Genomic DNA, 17,449 nt, shown 5'->3' with positions numbered 1-17,449 from the left:
CAAAGGGGGAGGGGAGCATGCGTATTCTGATTGCCGGCCCGAGCGGTAGCGGTAAGACGACGTTCGCGGCGCGGTTGGGGCGCCTCCTGGACATTCCGCATACGGAGATGGACTCGTTGCATTGGGGTCCGAACTGGACTCCGCGCCCTAGTTTTGAGGCGGATGTTCAGACGCTCATTGAGCGGCCTGCGTGGATTACGGAGTGGCAGTATCCGCAGGTGCGCGGCCGCCTGCTGGAGCGCGCGGATGTGGTGATTTACCTGCGCTATAGCCGCGCGGTGGTCATGTGGCGCGTGGTTCGCCGGACGGTGCGCCGCGCGGTGACGGGTCAGAAACTGTGGGCTGATAACGTGGAACCGCCGCTGTGGAATATTCTGCGCGACCCGGACAACATGATTCGGTACACGTGGAGGAGCTACCCGCACGTCGGGGAGTTGCTGGCGGAGGCTCGCGGGCAGCATCTGCAGAAGCGTTTTATTGAGTTTCGTACCCCGCGGGCGGCGAACCAGTTTTTGCGTGCCGTGCAGTTGCGCGGCGTGCTCTGAGGCTGTTGCTTCTAGAACTGCGGCTCCCCTAAACCAGCCGCTGAGAGTGGTGTCGAAAGAGATGTATGAGCCCGGCGAAGGCCGGTTCCATGATGAAAGGTGAACGATGCGAGTAGTTATTCAGCGCGTGACCCGCGCGGCGGTACGTGTGGCGGGTGAGACGGTCGGTGCGATTGAGCAGCCCGGCTACCTGGTTCTGGTCGGTATCACGCACGGTGACGGTGCGGCACAGATTGCGAAGCTTGCCGATAAGACCGCGAACCTGCGCCTGCTGGAGGGGGAGAAGTCCCTGCTCGATGAGGGCGCACCCGTACTGGCGGTCAGCCAGTTCACCCTGTACGGGGATGCGAAGAAGGGCCGCCGCCCCTCCTGGTCTGCTGCTGCGCCCGGTGCGGTGAGCGAGCCGCTGTTCAACGACTATGTTCAGGCGCTGCGTGAGCGTGGCCTGCACGTGGAGACCGGTGTGTTCGGTGCGGACATGCAGGTGGAGCTGGTCAATGACGGCCCGGTGACCATGATTCTCGATAGTGAGACCCTCTAGGGTTGGCATCTCAATCGGCGAGCGAATCGTCCCGGGGGTATAAACCCAACCCCTGGGTTATGAACCCGCGGCGAAGACACTAACCTATCGAAACCCCATCGAAAACCCATGCGGCTTCACGCCGCGAGCTAAATCCGCAGCTGTATACCCACACCCCGCGCCCGCCTCAAGCCTTTGAAACGATAGAGTAAGACTATGGCTGATTCCCTCTTTGATCTTGAGCTGCCCGATGACGGGGACCGCGTGAGCTTGATTGGCGCGCCCGCTGAGGAGCCCTCCTCGTATGCCTCTGCGTCGCGTGCGCATTCTGCCCGTTCGGCGTCTCGTGCGCCGTTGGCGGTGCGTATGCGTCCGCGCACGATTGATGAGGTTCTCGGCCAGGAGCATCTGCTGACTCCGGGTGCGCCTCTGCGCGTGTTGGCGGGGGAGAACGCCGGCCCGGCTGGCCCGTCCTCGGTGATTTTGTACGGCCCTCCGGGTACGGGTAAGACCACTTTGGCGCATGTGATTGCGCGCGCGCCGGGTCGTAAGTTCGTGGAGCTTTCGGCGATTACTGCGGGCGTGAAGGATGTGCGCGCGGTCATGGATCAGGCGCTACTCGACCGCGACATGTACGGCTCGACCACCGTGCTCTTCCTCGACGAGATTCACCGTTTTACGAAGGCTCAGCAGGATGCGCTCCTGCCCGGCGTGGAGAACCGCTGGGTGATTCTGGTGGCGGCTACGACGGAGAACCCGTCGTTCAGCATTATTTCGCCGTTGCTCTCGCGTTCGCTGCTGTTGCGGGTTCATTCGCTGGAGCAGTCCGATATTGAGCGTCTGATTGATCGTGCGTTGGCTGATCCGCGCGGTTTTGACGGTGCGGCGGTCATTGATGAGGAAGCGCGCGCCCACCTCGCGGCGGTTTCTGGAGGCGATGCTCGCCGCTCCCTGACCTCCCTGGAGGCGGCGGCTGCGATTGCGTTTAGCGAGGCTGAAGCTGCGGGAAATGCCCCCGCAGAAACCGGCCCCGCAGAAACCGGTGCCGAAGAGGCTGACCCTGCCGCGCCCGTGCGCATCACCCTGGCACATGCTACGGAGGCGGTGGACCGCGCCGCGATCCGCTACGACCGTTCGGGCGATCAGCATTATGACGTGGTGAGTGCGTTCATTAAGTCCATGCGCGGCTCTGATGCGGACGCCGCGGTGCACTACTTGGCGCGCATGCTGGAGGGCGGCGAGGATCCGCGTTTCGTGGCGCGTCGCATCATGATTTTGGCGAGTGAGGATATTGGTTTGGCTGATCCGCAGGCGTTGCAGGTGGCGACGGCTGCGGCGCAGTCGGTGGCGCTGGTGGGCATGCCGGAGGCGCGCATTATCCTCTCGCAGGCGGTGATATATTGTGCGCTCGCGCCGAAGTCGAATGCGGCGTATAACGCGATTAACCGCGCGATTGCGGATGTGCGTGCGGGTGCCGCCGGTCAGGTTCCGGTGCATTTGCGTGATGGTCATTATGCGGGGGCTAAGCAGTTTGGTCACGGCGTGGGGTATGTGTATGCGCATGATGAGCCGGGGCATGTGGCGGCGCAGCAGTACCTGCCGGATACTCTGCGCGGTACGGTCTACTACGAGCCGACTCAGCATGGTTTTGAGCGTACGTTGACGGAGCGTCGTGAGCGTATCCGCCGTATTTTGGATGCCGCGCCGGTGCAGGATACGACCCGTTAGCTTACGTGGCTCCCATCGAGCCGTCTACTACTTTGACTGCTGACCGCCGGGGAGTAGCGCGCCTCGGCAGGAAAGCAACCGTATAGAGCAAGCAGCCGTATAGGGCTGAGTGCAAGCTGAGTGCAAACAGAAAGCGGTGCGTAGTACCTCGGTAGTACTGCGCACCGCGTCAGAGTTTTGAGTTGTGATAGACGTCTTGACTATCGGCCTTCCCGGAAGGGCGGACGCCAAGCTTGTTATGGCTTCTAGTCTAGGCGATATGGGGGACTGATTCAAGCTATTCCCATAGATTCACAGGTTAAAAATAACGAAATGATTACAATCCAACATCTCGGCGCCGCGATTTTTCGGAGAAGTCGCACCTAAAGAGCTTTGACGGGCATAAATAATCCCTGTGGGGTCGTGTGGGTAAGTATCAAAAACCCACACGCACAGTGATTTGAACCAAAGATTTCCCAAAAGGCTGGTAAAGCCCGGGTGCATCCGGTAAGCTTGACGGGTCTGGCAATTACTATGCCCGCATTTGTGCGAGCGTCAGTAATGTAGCTGCGGGGTACTCTGCCCCGAGCTCTCCGCCCCACCGCCGTACAGCAACGACCGAACCGGTCGCGTACGGATTCCGGCGGGGTCAACCGAGGAGGCCAGTATTCAACAGACCGAGGCCCCACCCGTGAGGGTGCAGGAGCCTCACATAGAAAGGTAGATTGTGGCTAAGCACAACCGCACCCGCCGTACCGTGCGTCAGTCCCGTGCCCTGGGCATTGCACTGACCCCGAAGGCAGAAAAGTACCTCGAGCGTCGTCCTTACGGCCCCGGCCAGCACGGCCGTGCCCGCAAGAAGGCTGACTCCAACTACGCTACCCAGCTGAAGGAAAAGCAGCGTCTGCGCGCTCAGTACAACATCCGCGAGGCACAGATGCGCCGCGCATACCTCGAGGCAAAGCGTACCGAGGGCCAGACCGGTAAGAACATGGTCGAGCTGCTCGAGACCCGCCTCGACGCTCTGGTTCTGCGTGCAGGCTTCGCCCGCACCATTGCACAGGCACGTCAGATGGTTGTTCACCGTCACATCATGGTTGACGGCGTTCGCGTGGACCGCCCCTCGTTCCACGTCAAGCCCGGCCAGCTGATCCACGTTCACCCCAAGGCTGAGAAGACCACCCCCTTCCAGGCTGCGGCTGCAGGCGAGCACCAGGCAGTTCTGCCCGAGGTTCCCGCATACCTGAACGTTGAGATCGAGAAGCTGCACGCAAAGCTTGAGCGCAAGCCCAAGCGCGAAGAGATCCCCGTGATCTGCGACGAGCAGCTGGTCGTTGAGTACTACTCGCGTCTGGCATAATCTCGATTTTTCGAGAAGCAACCCGTCCTGCACCGTTCGGTGGGGGCGGGTTGTTCCCGTTTAACGCGCGGGTTTTTGGGGTATATACACTACAGGGCAGTGGTGCCGCTGAACCTGTGAATCTTCCGTCGCTGGGAGTTTCATGAGAGTTTAGGGGGCGCTTGAAGGATTTTTCGACTAAAATAGGGGATTGAGCTGTGTATATAGTCCTGAACTGTATGCACGATCCGGCTGCGCGCCACGGTGGCGTCCAGCCTTGTACGACTATTGATAAGCATCATGCATTGAGCGGAATGGGGTTATAGATGACCGGCGGAGATATTGCGGGCCTGATTGCAGCAGGAGTTTTTGCGATTCTGGTGGCACTTCTTGCGCTACCCATTATTCGCCTGACTAAGGTGTTTGATGAGCTTATCGTGACGATTCGTTCGCTGAACCAGAGCACCGGCCCTCTCATTGAAGAGGTGACCCGCACTGTGGTGACCACCAATGAGCAGCTGGAGAAGGTTGACGACATCACCTCGAATGTTTCGGATGCGTCCGCGAACGTTTCTGCGCTGTCCTCGCTGGTGACCTCGACTGTGGGTCAGCCGCTGATTAAGGTTGCGTCCTTCTCGTACGGTGTGCGTCAGGCGTTCCGCGGCGGTAAGTCCGGCGATGCGCACGGCACCGCTGGTAACACCGGCAACACCCACGCTGGCGGCCAGTACGGTTCGGCTCAGTCCTCTTACTCTGCAGGCGGTGAGAACTAATGGGTCTGCTTCGTTCAGCTCTTCTGCTCGGCGCCGGCGCGGCGGTTGGTTACTTCGCTTCCAGGCGTGCTGCCTCCGAACCTGCTCAGCGTACCCCCGGCAGCGCCCTGCTCATGCGTGAGCACGGTGAGCTTGCCCTCAACCCGGAGTCTCAGATGGGAAAGTTCTTCGATTCGCCGATTGGCAAGCCCCTGCAGCCGTATGCGTTGCGTGCTGTTGAGTTCGCCGCCCGCGTGCGTGAGGGCATGCAGGAGAAGGAGATGGAGCTCAACGCTAAGGTGGAGCGCCAGAAGCAGGATCTGCGTCCTGGCTCCCTGGATACATGGGACCGCCAGATGAGCTCGGCTGAGATTGAATCCACGAACCGCCGCCTGGCTGAGCGTGAACTCATTGAGGTGGAGGCTGAGATCGCCTCCTTGGAAGAGGCTCAGAAGCGAGCGCGTGAGCAGCGTATTGCGCGTGACCGTCAGCTAGGCGACGGCTTCTTCAACTAGGTTTTTAAAGGTGGTGTTTTTGTCCGTTAACCACGGTACGAGGGTGGCTCGATTAGCCATTTTGCTCTCGGACAGGCACCATAGGTCAGTAGACTAATTTAGAATTTCGCACAGATTACTCTAAGGAACGAGATGCTCTCACAGGAGATTTCTAAGCGTTGGATCGATTTCTTCGCTTCCCGCGGCCATACTGTGGTGCCTTCGGCATCGCTGATTTCGAACGAGCCCGGCGCTATGTTCACCATCGCCGGTATGGTGCCGTTCATTCCCTACTTCCTGGGCCGTGAGACCCCTCCGTTCTCCCGCGCGACCAGCGTGCAGAAGTGCATCCGCACCCTGGACATTGAAGAGGTCGGTAAGACTGCGCGTCACGGTACCTTCTTCCAGATGGCTGGTAACTTCTCGTTCGGTGATTACTTCAAGGAGCAGGCGATTCCGTTTGCTTACGAGCTGCTGACCACCCCTCAGGATAAGGGCGGTTTCGGTCTGGATCCGGAGCGCCTGTGGGTCACCATTTATGAGGGTGACGATGAGGCCTTCGACATTTGGCACAACAAGGTGGGCTTCCCGGCTGAGCGTATTCAGCGTATGGGCATGAAGGAAAACTACTGGTCCACCGGTCAGCCCGGCCCCGCAGGCCCCGACTCGGAGATCTTCTACGACCGTGGCCCCGCGTACGGTAAGGAAGGCGGCCCGGCGGCTGACGATGACCGTTACATTGAGATTTGGAACCTCGTGTTCATGCAGTACCAGCGTGGCGAGGGCATCGGTAAGGATGACTTCGAGATTCTGGGTGACCTGCCGAAGAAGAACATTGATACCGGTCTGGGCGTTGAGCGTCTGGCCATGCTGCTGCAGGGTGTTGAGAACTTCTACGAGACCGACCAGGTTCGCCCCGTTCTGGACGCTGCTTCTAAGCTGTCCGGTAAGAAGTACCACGGCTCCGAGTCCGCCGAGGACGAGGGCTATGAGGACGACGTGCGTATGCGCGTGGTGGCTGACCACATCCGCTCTTCGCTGATGCTGATTGCTGATGGCGTGACCCCCTCCAATGAGGGTCGCGGCTACATTCTGCGCCGTCTGATGCGCCGTGCGATTCGTGCGATGCGTCTGCTGGGCGTTACTGAGCCCTGCCTGCCCGTACTGTTCCCGGCTTCGCGTGATGCGATGAAGGGTGCGTTCCCGTACGTTGCTGACGACTTCGAGCGTATTTCCCGTATTGCGTACGCTGAGGAGAAGGCGTTCCTGCACACCATTGAGACCGGTACTGAGCGTCTGGAAGAGGCTGTTGCTGCGGCTAAGAAGGACGGCTCCAACGCTGTTTCTGGTGCTGAGGCGTTTGCTCTGCACGACACCTACGGCTTCCCGATTGACCTGACCCTGGAGATGGCTGCTGAGGCTGGCGTGAAGGTTGACGAGAAGGCTTTCCGTGAGCTGATGGCTGAGCAGCGTCACCGTGCGCAGGCTGACGCTAAGGCGAAGAAGGGTGCGTTCGCTGACCTGTCCGAGCTGCGTAAGCTCGTGGACGAGCGTGGCTCCATCTTCACCGGTTACACCGAGCTGCGTACTGAGACTAAGCTGCGCGCAATCCTGGTGGATGGCGTTTCCGTGCCCGCTGCTAAGGCTGGCGACAAGATTGAGGTTGTCCTGGATGAGACTCCGTTCTACGCGGAGGCTGGTGGCCAGGCAGCTGATACCGGTGTCATTACCGGCAACGGCTTCATCATTGACGTTCAGGACGTTCAGCAGCCCGTGAAGGGCCTGAGCGTTCACCGCGCCGTTGTGCGTGAGGGTGAGGTTCACGTCGGTGCCGATGTTGTGGCACAGGTTGATGTTCAGCGCCGCCGCGACGGTGAGAAGGCACACTCCGGTACCCACATCATTCACGCTGCCCTGCACCAGGTGCTCGGCAACGAGGCTACTCAGCGTGGCTCTTTCAACAAGGAAGGCTACCTGCGCTTCGACTTCGCGTGGAACGAGGGCCTGTCTGAGTCCGCTAAGCGTGAGGTTGAAGAGGTCGCTAACCTCGCTATCCGCGATAACCACGAGGTGATTACCCGTGAGATGCCGATTGCTGAGGCTAAGGCTCTGGGCGCTATGAGCCTCTTCGGCGAGAAGTACGGCGACGTGGTGCGCGTTGTTGAAATCGGCGGCGAGTTCTCCCGCGAGCTGTGCGGTGGTACCCACGTTGGTTCGTCCGCTGAGATTGGTTCGCTGACCCTGCTGACCGAGAGCTCTGTTGGCTCCGGTAACCGCCGTGTTGAGGCTCTGGTGGGTTTGGACTCCTTCAACCACCTGGCTGCTGAGCGTACCCTGGTGAACCAGCTGACCGGCCTGATGAAGGTTCAGTCCTCCGCTGATCTGCCCGAGAAGATTAACCAGACTCTGGCTAAGCTGAAGGCTGCTGAGAAGGAGCTGGCTCAGCTGCGCCGAGAGAAGCTGCAGGCTGAGGCTGGCAAGCTGCTGGAGAATGCACAGACCATCGGTTCTGTTCGCGTTCTGGCGCATGACGCTGGCGAACTGGACGCTAACGGCGTTCGTGACCTAGCTCTGGACCTGCGTTCGCGCTTCGGTTCCGAGGCCGCTGTTGTCGCCGTGGTGGGTGTGGCTAATGGCCGCCCCGTCGTCCTGGTGGCAACCAACGAGGGTGCTCGTGAGGCTGGCGTGAAGGCTGGCGCTCTGGTCCGCGTCGCTGCCGGTGTTCTCGGCGGCGGTGGCGGCGGTAAGGACGACGTCGCTCAGGGTGGTGGCCAGGACGCATCCAAGATTGGTGCTGCACTGGACGCTGTCCGCGACGCTATCGCACAGGCTCAGGCCTAAACATGGCAGAATTCCAGCGCGGAGTGCGGATGGGTGTCGATGTGGGTAACGCCCGCGTCGGCACCGCCCTCAGCGACCCCGATGGTATCCTCGCCACCCCGCTCAAGACGCTGCGCCGCGACGCGAAGAAGAACTCTGACCGCCGTGTTTTGCGTAAGCTGATTGAGGTGAACGAGGTGGTGGAGGTTTTCGTCGGGCTTCCGAAGACCATGCGTGGTGGGGATTCTCCCTCCACGGAAATGGCTCGGGAGTACGCTCAGGCTCTGCGCTCCGAGCTGGATGCCGAAGACAAAACACACATTAACATTTGGCTGGTGGATGAGCGACTCACCACCGTGAGCGCTCACCGTGCACTGCACGAGGCTGGGGTTTCCAGCCGAGATTTCAAGACTATGGTTGACCAGGTGGCGGCTGTGAACATTTTGCAGTACAGTCTGGATGCCCTCAAGGCGGGGCAGTCCGTAGCCGGGTACAAGGTGAGCGATCCGGCCCACGAAGAAAACCGACCGTCCGAGTCAGAAGGGACCACGGTCGGTGCCGTCAACGAAACGGAGAACCTTCAGTGACCGAACATAATAAACATCCCGAAGAGAGCGGGCTCGACCTCTTTAGGCCGACAGCCGAGGATGAACGTAAGGGCATCACCGGCATCACGATGGAACAGGAAATCGTGTCGGTGGCTACGTTGCGTGCGCGTAAGCGCCGCCGCCACGCCGTTTTGCTGAGCGCAATTTCCCTGTTTGTCGTGGCTCTGGTCATCATTTCTGGTGCCCTGATTACTCGCTACGACCCGTTCAAGACTCGTGACTACTCGGGTGGCGGTAACGGCACGACCGTGACGTTCACGATTCGTTCTGGCCAGTCCACCGCGCAGGTGGCGCAGGAGCTTGAGGCGGCGGGCGTTATTGCTGATGCTGATAAGTTCGTCGAGGTGTACACCAAGGAGAGCAAGGGTAAGTACTTGCAGCCTGGCACCTATGAACTGCAGCAGCACATGAGCAGCTCGAGCGCGATTACGACCATTATTGATGCGAATAGCAACGTCCTGTACCTGGCGATTCCGCAGGGTAAGCGCGTGAGCGAGACCATCGACCTGATTGTTTCTGGCTCCGATGGCGCGTTCACCCGCAAGCAGGTTGAGGACGCGGTCAGCAACTACACCCAGTACGGTGTGCCGAGCAACTTCCCCTCGATTGAGGGTTGGCTGCACCCGGGTGAGTACCGCTTCCCGAAGGACACCGACATCAAGAAGGTCATTCAGACCATGGTTGATAAGACCAAGGCTGACCTGAAGGAAGCCGGCGTGAGCGGCGACCAGAAGACCTTTGAGGTTCTGACCATTGCCTCCATCGTGGAGCTTGAGGCTCAGCCGAAGGACTACGTGGCGGTTGCAGGCATCATTGAGAACCGCCTGAACAACCCCGATGGTGAGACCTCGGGTCTGATTCAGTCGGATGCGACCGTGACCTACGGTCTGGGTGTCCGCTCGTACCACCTGACTGAAGAGCAGAAGGCCGATAAGAGCAATAAGTACAACACTTATGCGAATAAGGGTCTTCCGAAGGGTCCGATTGGTTCCCCGCAGCTGGCTTCGATTAAGGCTGCTGCGGCTCCTGAGAAGAACCCGTACTACTACTGGGTGACTGTGGACCTGGACTCCGGTGAGACTAAGTACTCCCGCACTTACGCTGAGCACCAGCGTTACGTTGAAGAGTACAACCAGTGGTGTTCTAAGCACCCGAACCGCTGTAGCTAAGTTGTAGCTCATTGGTTTAGCTGGTAGCTACGATTTGGTAGCTTCGGCGTGAAGGTTCCTTGCTGAGGCGGGTGCCGCCTCCACGAGAGTGGGGGAGGTGCCCGCCTTTGCTGTACCCGGATGCTGGGTGCATGGTTGATGGGGTGCTTGGTTGTTGGGCTATACCCGAATATTGGTTTGTCCCTTAAAATGGGTAGAGTGCGCCCATGAACGCGGGTTCGTGGCGTGCGCGTCCGCAAGCCCGCAAGCCCGCAAGCCCCGAGCGTTGAGTGTTGAGAGCGTTCCCCAGCGTTGAGAGCGAAAGAGTATCGATGAAGACTGAACCGTACCGTGAGGCCCCGTATCTTCGCCGCGCCTACGTGCTGGGGCACCCTATTGCGCATTCGCTGTCGCCTGCGCTGCATCGTGCCGCGTATGACTTTTTAGGTGAGCAGAATTTGGGTTATGATCGCCGCGATACTCTGCCTGATGATTTGCCGGCGATTATGCGCGGGGTGCGTCACCCGGACGGTACGGAGGACGCCCCGTATATTGCGGGTCTGTCGGTGACGATGCCGTTGAAGACCGCAGTTATCCAGTATTGCGATGAGCTGAGTGAGACTGCCCGAGTGACCGGTGCGGTGAATACGGTGTATCCGCGCGGTGAGAAGGTGCTGGGCGATAACACGGATGTGATTGGCATTGTGAACGCGCTGCGCCACGCCGGTTTGGAGCCGCAGCCGCTCAAGGATTCTGCCGCGATTGTGGGCGGGGGAGCGACCGCTATTTCCGCCCTGACCGCACTGCATCAGCTGGGGTATTCCCGTGTGAGCGTGTACGCCCGTTCGCTGCATAAGCTCGGTAGCGTGCAGGAGGCGGCGGACCGCCTGGGCGTTCAGCTGGAGCAGGTTTCCCTGGCTGATTTGCCGCAGAACCTTGCGGAGCGCGGCCATCACCCGGTGGTGTCTACTCTTCCTGCCCATGCGGCGGATGAGTGGGCGAACCAGCTGAGCGGGCTGAAGGGCGCCTCCGCAACGCACCGGCCGGTACTGCTCGATGTTGCGTATAACCCGTGGCCTTCGGTGCTGGCGAGCGCCTGGGAGGCTAACGGCGGCACGGTGGTTTCTGGCCTGGAGATGCTGCTGTACCAGGCGGTGGAGCAGGTTCTGCTGTTTACCGGCCGCACCCTGTCTGAGGGCGAGCTGCTGGGCTTGGTGAACGCGATGTGCGCGGCGGTTGATCTTGCGCCTCGTGCTTCCGTTTCGTGAAAAAAGCGTGCTTTCACTCGCTCAGTAAACAGGCATTTTATACACTATTTATACACGTGAAGAATTATTATTCCTTCCTCCTGCGCTGCGGTGCGGGTGCGATGAAAAGAGGTTAACCTATGGCCCTGCGTTGGCTCACTGCCGGAGAATCCCACGGCGAGGCGCTCGTCGGCATTATTGAGGGCGTACCCGCCGGTGTGGAACTCACCAGCAACATGGTGCGTGACGCCCTGGCTCGTCGCCGCCTTGGCTACGGCCGCGGTGCCCGCATGAAGTTCGAGGAGGACCGCGTGCGCATCCTGGGCGGTGTGCGTCACGGCCTGACTCAGGGCGGCCCGGTCGCGATTGAGATTGCGAACACCGAGTGGCCCAAGTGGACTGACGTGATGAGCTCCGACCCGGTGGACCCGAAGCTGATTGAGGGTCGTGCGCGTAATGCTGCGCTGACCCGTCCGCGCCCCGGCCACGCCGATTTTGCGGGTATGCAGAAGTACAACTTCTCTGAGGCTCGCCCGGTGCTGGAGCGCGCCTCCGCGCGTGAGACTGCAACCCGCGTGGCTCTTGGCGTGGTTGCCGCCCAGATTTTGAAGGCTCTGGGTGTTGAGCTGGTTTCTCACACCGTGGCTGTGGGTGGCGTGCACGCTCCCGAGGGCGCCCCGGTGCCTTCGCCTCGCAACGTTGAGCAGCTGGACGCTGACCCGCTGCGCTGCTTCGACAAGGCAACCTCCGACGCGATGGTTCAGCGCGTGGACGAGGCGCACAAGGACGGCGAGACCCTCGGCGGCGTGGTTGAGGTACTCGCGTACGGTATGCCTCCCGGACTGGGTTCGTACGTGCACTGGGACCGCCGCCTGGACGCGCGCCTTGCCGCAGCACTGATGGGTATTCAGGCTATTAAGGGCGTTGAGGTTGGCGACGGTTTCGCGACTGCTGACCGCCCGGGCACTGCCGCTCACGACGAGATTTCCATTGGCGAGCACGGCGTAACCCGCGATACCAACCGTGCAGGTGGTATTGAGGGCGGCATGAGCATTGGTGACCTGCTGCGTGTGCGCGCGGCAATGAAGCCCATTGCGACCGTGCCGAAGGCTCTGAAGACCATTGACACTTCCACCGGTGAAGAGGCTCGCGCCCACCACCAGCGTTCGGACGTGTGTGCCGTTCCCGCCGCCGGCGTGGTGGCGGAGGCTATGGTCGCCCTGGTGCTGGCCGAGGCGGCACTGGAGAAGTTTGGCGGCGACTCGATTGGTGAGACTCGCCGCAACATGGATTCCTACCTGGATGCTATTCCGGCGTCTCTGGCGTGGGAGTCTAACGTTGCCGGTTGGGACGCGTAGTGCCTCTTCCGGCGGAATCTGAGGGCCGCGGCGCTAAGGGTCGCGGTTCTGGGGAGGTTTCTGTGGAGCAGGGTGTTCGCCCGGTCGCTTCGAGCCCCCTTGCACGTATTGCTGCGGCGACGCAGCGTGCGCGAGGGGGCGCTTCGCCGCGCCCGGAATCCGGTGCATCTGCCGCGGCTGAGCAGGCTGTTGAGGCGGCGGGCACTGAGGTTGCGGGCGTTGAGGCTCGTGAGGCTGTCGCGTCGGTTTCTTCTGCGCGCCCGGCTTCTCGCGTGCCGACCCCGGCTGACCTGATGCGTTCGGGGGTTCGCCGCCTGCCCGCCGCTACGGCGAGCACGCAGGGTGTGCGCCTGTACGCCTCCTCGGTATCTGAGGACGCCGACCAGGCGCTCGGCCTGGACGAGGACCTGCGCCTGAAGCTGCTCAGCGCCCTGCAGGGCATGGGCACCGCTGAAGAGGAACCCCGCAAGGAACCCGCACAGGCGGATGCACCCAAGCTTGCACCTGCACATCCTGTAGCTGTGCCCGCGGCTGAACCCGCCAAGCCGGTCCGTCCGACCCCGGCGCTGTTTGGCAAGGTCCAGGTTGCCGCGCCCGCAGTACCCGCTGCGCCCCCCGCGGAAGAAGAGAACCAGGCGGGGGAGAAGCCCCTCGAAGCTTCCGAGCTACCCGCAACCCCGGCTGAATCTGTGGCACCCGCAGAGCTCACTGTCCCCGCAGAGGCGCTCGCAGAAGACGAGTCCGCCTGCGGCGCCCGCATCCACCCGCAGCAGGTGCGCGAGATGCACGAGAACTTTGCCGAGCAGTCGCGCCCCATCGTGCTCATCGGCCCCATGGCGGCCGGTAAGACCTACATTGGCACGCACCTGGCGCGTTTCTACGGCTACGAGTTCCTCGACGCCGACCAGCTGATCGTGGAACGCTACGGCGAGGTCTCCGAAATTTTCGAGATTTTCGGTGAGGCGCACTTCCGCGAGCTCGAACGCAAAACCATCGAAGAGGTCCTCACCTCGCCCGTGTACCGCAACACGGTGTTTTCGCTCGGTGGCGGCGCGCCCATGACCGACTCGGTTGCGGAGCTCCTCAAGGACGAGTGCGTGGTGTACATTCTGGTTGACGCCGAGACCGTCACCCCGCGCATTACCGGCAATAAGACCCGTCCGTTGCTGCAGCCGAACCCGGTCGAGCGCTGGACCGACATTTTTGAGCGTCGCCGCAGCCGCTACGAAGAGCTGGCGCACTTCACCCTGGACGCTCGCGGCGGCCGCCCCATTACCGAAATGACCGCAGAGATTCAGGCGTACGTCACCGCCAGCCGCAAGGCACGGGCGAACAACTCCTGACCCCCTCCTACCCCCACTCTCCTGTGAAAGGACACACGATGAGCACTCAGCCCACCTTCGGCGCTTCCGGCGAAGCGGACATCACCCGTATTCCGGTGACCGGCAGCTCCCCGCGCGAGAACTACGAGGTGCTGATTGGCCACAACCTGCTCGGTAAAATCCCCGAAATTCTGGGCAACCGCACCAAGAAGGTGCTCGTGATTCACCCGCGTGCCCTGCGTTCCACCGGTGAGCTGGTCATGGAGGACCTGCGCGCGATGGGTTACGAGTCGTTCAGCGCCGAGATTCCCGACGCTGAGGAGGCAAAGCACTACCAGGTGGCGGCGTTCTGCTGGCAGGTGCTCGGTCAGAACGACTTCACCCGCACCGACGCGATCGTGTCTGTGGGCGGCGGTGCTATTACCGACGTGGCCGGCTTCGTGGCGGCGACCTGGCTGCGCGGCGTGCGCGTGGTGCACATTCCGACCACCCTGCTCGGCATGGTGGACGCTGCCGTGGGCGGCAAGACTGGCATCAACACCGCCGAGGGTAAGAACCTGGTCGGCGCGTTCTGGCCGCCCGCCGCCGTGCTCTGCGAGATCGGCACCCTGCGCACCTTGCCTGAGCACGAGTTGCTGACCGGCATGGGTGAGGTCGTCAAGTGCGGCTTCATCGCAGACCCCGAAATCCTTGACCTGATCGAGGCGAACCCGGACGCCGTACGCGACTCGCAGTCCGCCGTGATGCGTGAACTCATTGAACGCAGCGTGCGCGTGAAGGCGGAGGTTGTCTCCGAGGACCTGCGCGAATCCGGCCGCCGCGAAATCCTGAACTACGGCCACACCCTCGCCCACGCCATCGAACGTAACGAACGCTACCAGTGGCGTCACGGCGCGGCAGTGTCCGTCGGCATGGTCTACGCCGCCGAACTGGCGCTAGCAACCGGCCACGCTGACGAAGAACTCGTGGCACGCACCCGCCGCATCCTCGAATCCCTGGGCCTGCCCACCTCCTACAAGGCAGACGCATGGCCCCAGCTGCTCGAAGCAATGCGCCGCGACAAGAAGGCACGCGGCAACCTGCTGCGCTTCATCATTCTTGACGGTTTGGCTCGCCCGCGCGTCTACGAGGTGCCGGACGACTCGATCCTGTACATGACCTACCAGGAGATTACCGAGTAGGTGACGGGTCCCGTACATTCACCGGATGCACTCGGTACGTATTTGCTAATACGCGCCAGCCGGGCGGGGTGCCACAGAAAAACTGTGGCGCCCCTGCTAGGCAAATTCGTGCGCATCCTGTAGAATGTACGGGACATATTTTTGCTCATTGAAAACTTAGCGCCTCGCCGGGTACCACTACGGCGTGAGCGTCGATGACACGAAGGAGAGCCCCATGGCATCCACTACCGATATTAAGAACGGCGCCGTCCTGAAGATTGACGGCAACCTCTGGTCCGTCGTTGAGTTCCAGCACGTTAAGCCCGGTAAGGGTGGCGCGTTCGTCCGCACCAAGCTGCGCAACGTTACCTCCGGCAAGGTCGTCGACCGTACCTTTAACGCTGGCGCTAAGATTGAGACCGCAACCGTTGACCGCTCCGACTACCAGTACCTGTACCAGGACGGCGACGACTACGTCTTCATGGACATGAAGACCTACGACCAGATCAACGTTCCCGCAACCGTTGTTGGCGACGCAGCAAACTACATGCTCGAGTCCCAGACCGCAACCATCGCAATGCACGAGGGTAGCCCCCTGTACATCGAGCTGCCCGCATCCGTGGTCCTCGAAATCACCTACACCGAGCCCGGCCTGCAGGGCGACCGCTCCACCGGCGGCACCAAGCCCGCAACCGTTGAGACCGGCTACGAGATCCAGGTTCCCCTGTTCCTGGAGACCGGCACCAAGGTCAAGGTTGACACCCGCACCGGTGAGTACCTCGGTCGCGTGAACGACTAATGAATTCGCGTACGAAAGCCCGATTGCGCGCCCTCGAAGTGCTCTTCGAGGCGGATCAGCGCAACGAAGATTATATTGAGGTACTCCGCCGCCGCCGACTGTACACGGTAGCGCAGATCTCTGCTTACTCTGAGGAAATCATTCGTGGCGTCCGCGACCACGACGAAGAGATCCGCGAGTTTGTGGAGACTTACGCCCGTGACTGGTCCTTCGAGCGTATGCCCGCTGTGGACCGTGCCGTGCTGCGTATTGGCACTTGGGAGCTTCTGTACAATGATGAAGTTCCGGATGCTGTCGCAATTTCTGAGGCTGTCGGTCTGGCGCGTGTGCTGTCCACGAATGAATCTCCGAAGTTCGTGAACGGTCTGCTGGATAAGCTCCGTCAGGTGAAGCCGACCCTGCTCGCGTAAGACGTCCCGCCGCGGCCTGCTGGCTTGTAGCTGGTTGGTTTGCTGCCGTTGAGGATGCGCCCGCAGGGAGCGTACGTGAAACCCCCGCCGTGCTGTAGTTCGCTACAGGACGGCGGGGGTTTTCTGTGTCTAGGTTGCGTTTGTCGTGTGCTCGGGTTTGGGATGCTGAGCCGGATGCGCTTGCAGGGGTTGGAGTGCGCTCGCTGGGTTCGGTGGTACCGGCTGAGATATGTCGGGAGGTGCACTGGAGCCCGTGGGTAGGGTTAACGTTCGAGGCTTCACCGGACAACGCGGGCGGGGGAGTGCCCCCTCTGCGGCGCTGAGCGCCTTGAGGACGGAGCCCCCGCCCTGCGTGCCCGGTATGCGCCTCGTGCAGTATTAGCTACTCGCTTTGAGCGGATGCGATCGCCTCGCTCGTAGCGTTTGCTTGGTTGTCGCAACCTTTATGTACGGTTCGCATCTTGGCAATAACGAACGCACCATCCTCTGCGCGACGAATAAAAGTGATTTCTCGCGTCTGCAGAGGTGAATCAACTTTCTCACCATCTACCCGGCGAAGATCACTCCAGTCTTCACAGTAGGTGATAACCACGCCGGTATTGTATACGCGTGACCCGTCATCCTTGATGCTTCCGTAAATCTCTTTTGTCTTAGCATCACGGAAGATAATATCGCCGTTCGCGGGAGCTTCCTGAGAGAGCTCATAAAAATTCTCCACAGTCTTCTTCACGCTTTCGAGCACGTCTTTATGTACGTACCGGACCAGCTCCTCATCGCTGGTGTGTTCGATATCCCCGTGCCTCCAGGCATTCCAAAGACGGAAATGCTGCTCCAATGCGGCGTGCGCAGCTTTATCGGTTGCCTCAGCGGCTTCCTGCGAGTTGCGGTTCACGTCCATGCTCGCGTAAATCAGTTCGATTTCGGAGCCAGACGGACCGGTCGGGGTGGGCGAAGGAGTAGCAGTGGGAGTTACAGAAGCTTCAGTGCTTGCCGATTCAGTGCTCGCGGAGGTGGAAGCACTCGATTCTGCGTTGACCTGCGCGCCGCCGGAACAAGCGGACAGGGTGAGCATCATTGCCGCAGAAAGCGCGGCAATAGAACTACGGTTAAACATCATTGTTAGTTCTTTTCTGGTGTGTGGTTGTGCCGATAAAGACGGCTATGGAAATGGTGACTGTTGGAAGCACACCGGACAACGCGGGCGGGGGAGTGCCCCCTCT

General features: G+C 60.9%; 16 protein-coding genes. 15 read left to right on the top strand and 1 reads right to left on the bottom strand.

All coding sequences use genetic code 11. The annotated features are described in order from the left end of the window. Positions 1 to 17: 17 nt before the first annotated feature. From HMPREF2528_RS07555 to nusB, 15 genes are all read left to right on the top strand, one after another. Positions 18 to 545: a P-loop NTPase family protein gene (locus HMPREF2528_RS07555; RefSeq protein ID WP_070506237.1), complete on the top strand. Its 528-nt coding sequence runs from the start codon at positions 18 to 20 to the stop codon at positions 543 to 545. Between the two features lie 106 nt (positions 546 to 651). Continuing rightward, positions 652 to 1,086: a D-aminoacyl-tRNA deacylase gene (gene dtd, locus HMPREF2528_RS07550; RefSeq protein ID WP_070506239.1), complete on the top strand. Its 435-nt coding sequence runs from the start codon at positions 652 to 654 to the stop codon at positions 1,084 to 1,086. 195 nt (positions 1,087 to 1,281) lie between these two features. Continuing rightward, the gene (locus HMPREF2528_RS07545; RefSeq protein WP_070543596.1) at positions 1,282 to 2,793 is read left to right on the top strand and encodes a replication-associated recombination protein A; all 1,512 of its coding nucleotides are present in this window, start codon (positions 1,282 to 1,284) and stop codon (positions 2,791 to 2,793) included. Positions 2,794 to 3,499: 706 nt separating this feature from the next. Then, a complete protein-coding gene (gene rpsD, locus HMPREF2528_RS07540; RefSeq protein WP_005505914.1) occupies positions 3,500 to 4,132 on the top strand; it encodes a 30S ribosomal protein S4 in 633 nt (210 codons plus the stop codon). 305 nt (positions 4,133 to 4,437) lie between these two features. After that, on the top strand, positions 4,438 to 4,884 hold the full coding sequence (locus HMPREF2528_RS07535) for a DUF948 domain-containing protein (protein ID WP_005505916.1): 447 nt from the start codon (positions 4,438 to 4,440) through the stop codon (positions 4,882 to 4,884). Then, positions 4,884 to 5,378: a hypothetical protein gene (locus HMPREF2528_RS07530; protein ID WP_005508736.1), complete on the top strand. Its 495-nt coding sequence runs from the start codon at positions 4,884 to 4,886 to the stop codon at positions 5,376 to 5,378. The genes HMPREF2528_RS07535 and HMPREF2528_RS07530 overlap by 1 nt, the downstream gene beginning before the upstream one ends. A 132-nt stretch (positions 5,379 to 5,510) precedes the next feature. Further along, positions 5,511 to 8,198: an alanine--tRNA ligase gene (alaS, locus tag HMPREF2528_RS07525; protein ID WP_070543594.1), complete on the top strand. Its 2,688-nt coding sequence runs from the start codon at positions 5,511 to 5,513 to the stop codon at positions 8,196 to 8,198. A gap of 2 nt (positions 8,199 to 8,200) precedes the next feature. Further along, positions 8,201 to 8,764, top strand: coding sequence for a Holliday junction resolvase RuvX (ruvX, locus tag HMPREF2528_RS07520; RefSeq protein WP_070543592.1), 564 nt, complete (start codon positions 8,201 to 8,203; stop codon positions 8,762 to 8,764). Then, the gene (gene mltG, locus HMPREF2528_RS07515; protein ID WP_070543589.1) at positions 8,761 to 9,954 is read left to right on the top strand and encodes an endolytic transglycosylase MltG; all 1,194 of its coding nucleotides are present in this window, start codon (positions 8,761 to 8,763) and stop codon (positions 9,952 to 9,954) included. The genes ruvX and mltG overlap by 4 nt, the downstream gene beginning before the upstream one ends. Positions 9,955 to 10,265: 311 nt before the next feature. Beyond that, positions 10,266 to 11,201, top strand: a complete 936-nt coding sequence (locus tag HMPREF2528_RS07510) for a shikimate dehydrogenase (protein WP_070543588.1) — start codon at positions 10,266 to 10,268, stop codon at positions 11,199 to 11,201. Between the two features lie 119 nt (positions 11,202 to 11,320). Beyond that, positions 11,321 to 12,538, top strand: coding sequence for a chorismate synthase (gene aroC / locus HMPREF2528_RS07505; RefSeq protein WP_070543586.1), 1,218 nt, complete (start codon positions 11,321 to 11,323; stop codon positions 12,536 to 12,538). Further along, the gene (locus HMPREF2528_RS07500; RefSeq protein WP_070543584.1) at positions 12,538 to 13,881 is read left to right on the top strand and encodes a shikimate kinase; all 1,344 of its coding nucleotides are present in this window, start codon (positions 12,538 to 12,540) and stop codon (positions 13,879 to 13,881) included. Before aroC ends, HMPREF2528_RS07500 begins: the two co-directional genes overlap by 1 nt. A 38-nt stretch (positions 13,882 to 13,919) precedes the next feature. Further along, the gene (gene aroB / locus HMPREF2528_RS07495; RefSeq protein WP_070543582.1) at positions 13,920 to 15,041 is read left to right on the top strand and encodes a 3-dehydroquinate synthase; all 1,122 of its coding nucleotides are present in this window, start codon (positions 13,920 to 13,922) and stop codon (positions 15,039 to 15,041) included. A gap of 214 nt (positions 15,042 to 15,255) precedes the next feature. Further along, positions 15,256 to 15,819, top strand: coding sequence for an elongation factor P (gene efp / locus HMPREF2528_RS07490; protein ID WP_005505932.1), 564 nt, complete (start codon positions 15,256 to 15,258; stop codon positions 15,817 to 15,819). Beyond that, on the top strand, positions 15,819 to 16,229 hold the full coding sequence (gene nusB, locus HMPREF2528_RS07485) for a transcription antitermination factor NusB (protein WP_005505934.1): 411 nt from the start codon (positions 15,819 to 15,821) through the stop codon (positions 16,227 to 16,229). The genes efp and nusB overlap by 1 nt, the downstream gene beginning before the upstream one ends. A gap of 382 nt (positions 16,230 to 16,611) precedes the next feature. Here the strand turns inward: nusB and HMPREF2528_RS07480 are convergent, their stop codons facing one another. Further along, positions 16,612 to 17,346: a hypothetical protein gene (locus tag HMPREF2528_RS07480; protein ID WP_070543579.1), complete on the bottom strand. Its 735-nt coding sequence runs from the start codon at positions 17,344 to 17,346 to the stop codon at positions 16,612 to 16,614. Between the last annotated feature and the right edge of the window lie 103 nt (positions 17,347 to 17,449).

This window comes from Rothia sp. HMSC078H08 (assembly GCF_001808955.1).
In the GTDB taxonomy this organism is placed as follows: Bacteria; Actinomycetota; Actinomycetes; order Actinomycetales; family Micrococcaceae; genus Rothia.
The sequence above is the reverse complement of the archived record's forward strand: the minus strand, read 5'-3'. Positions and strand labels throughout refer to the sequence as shown.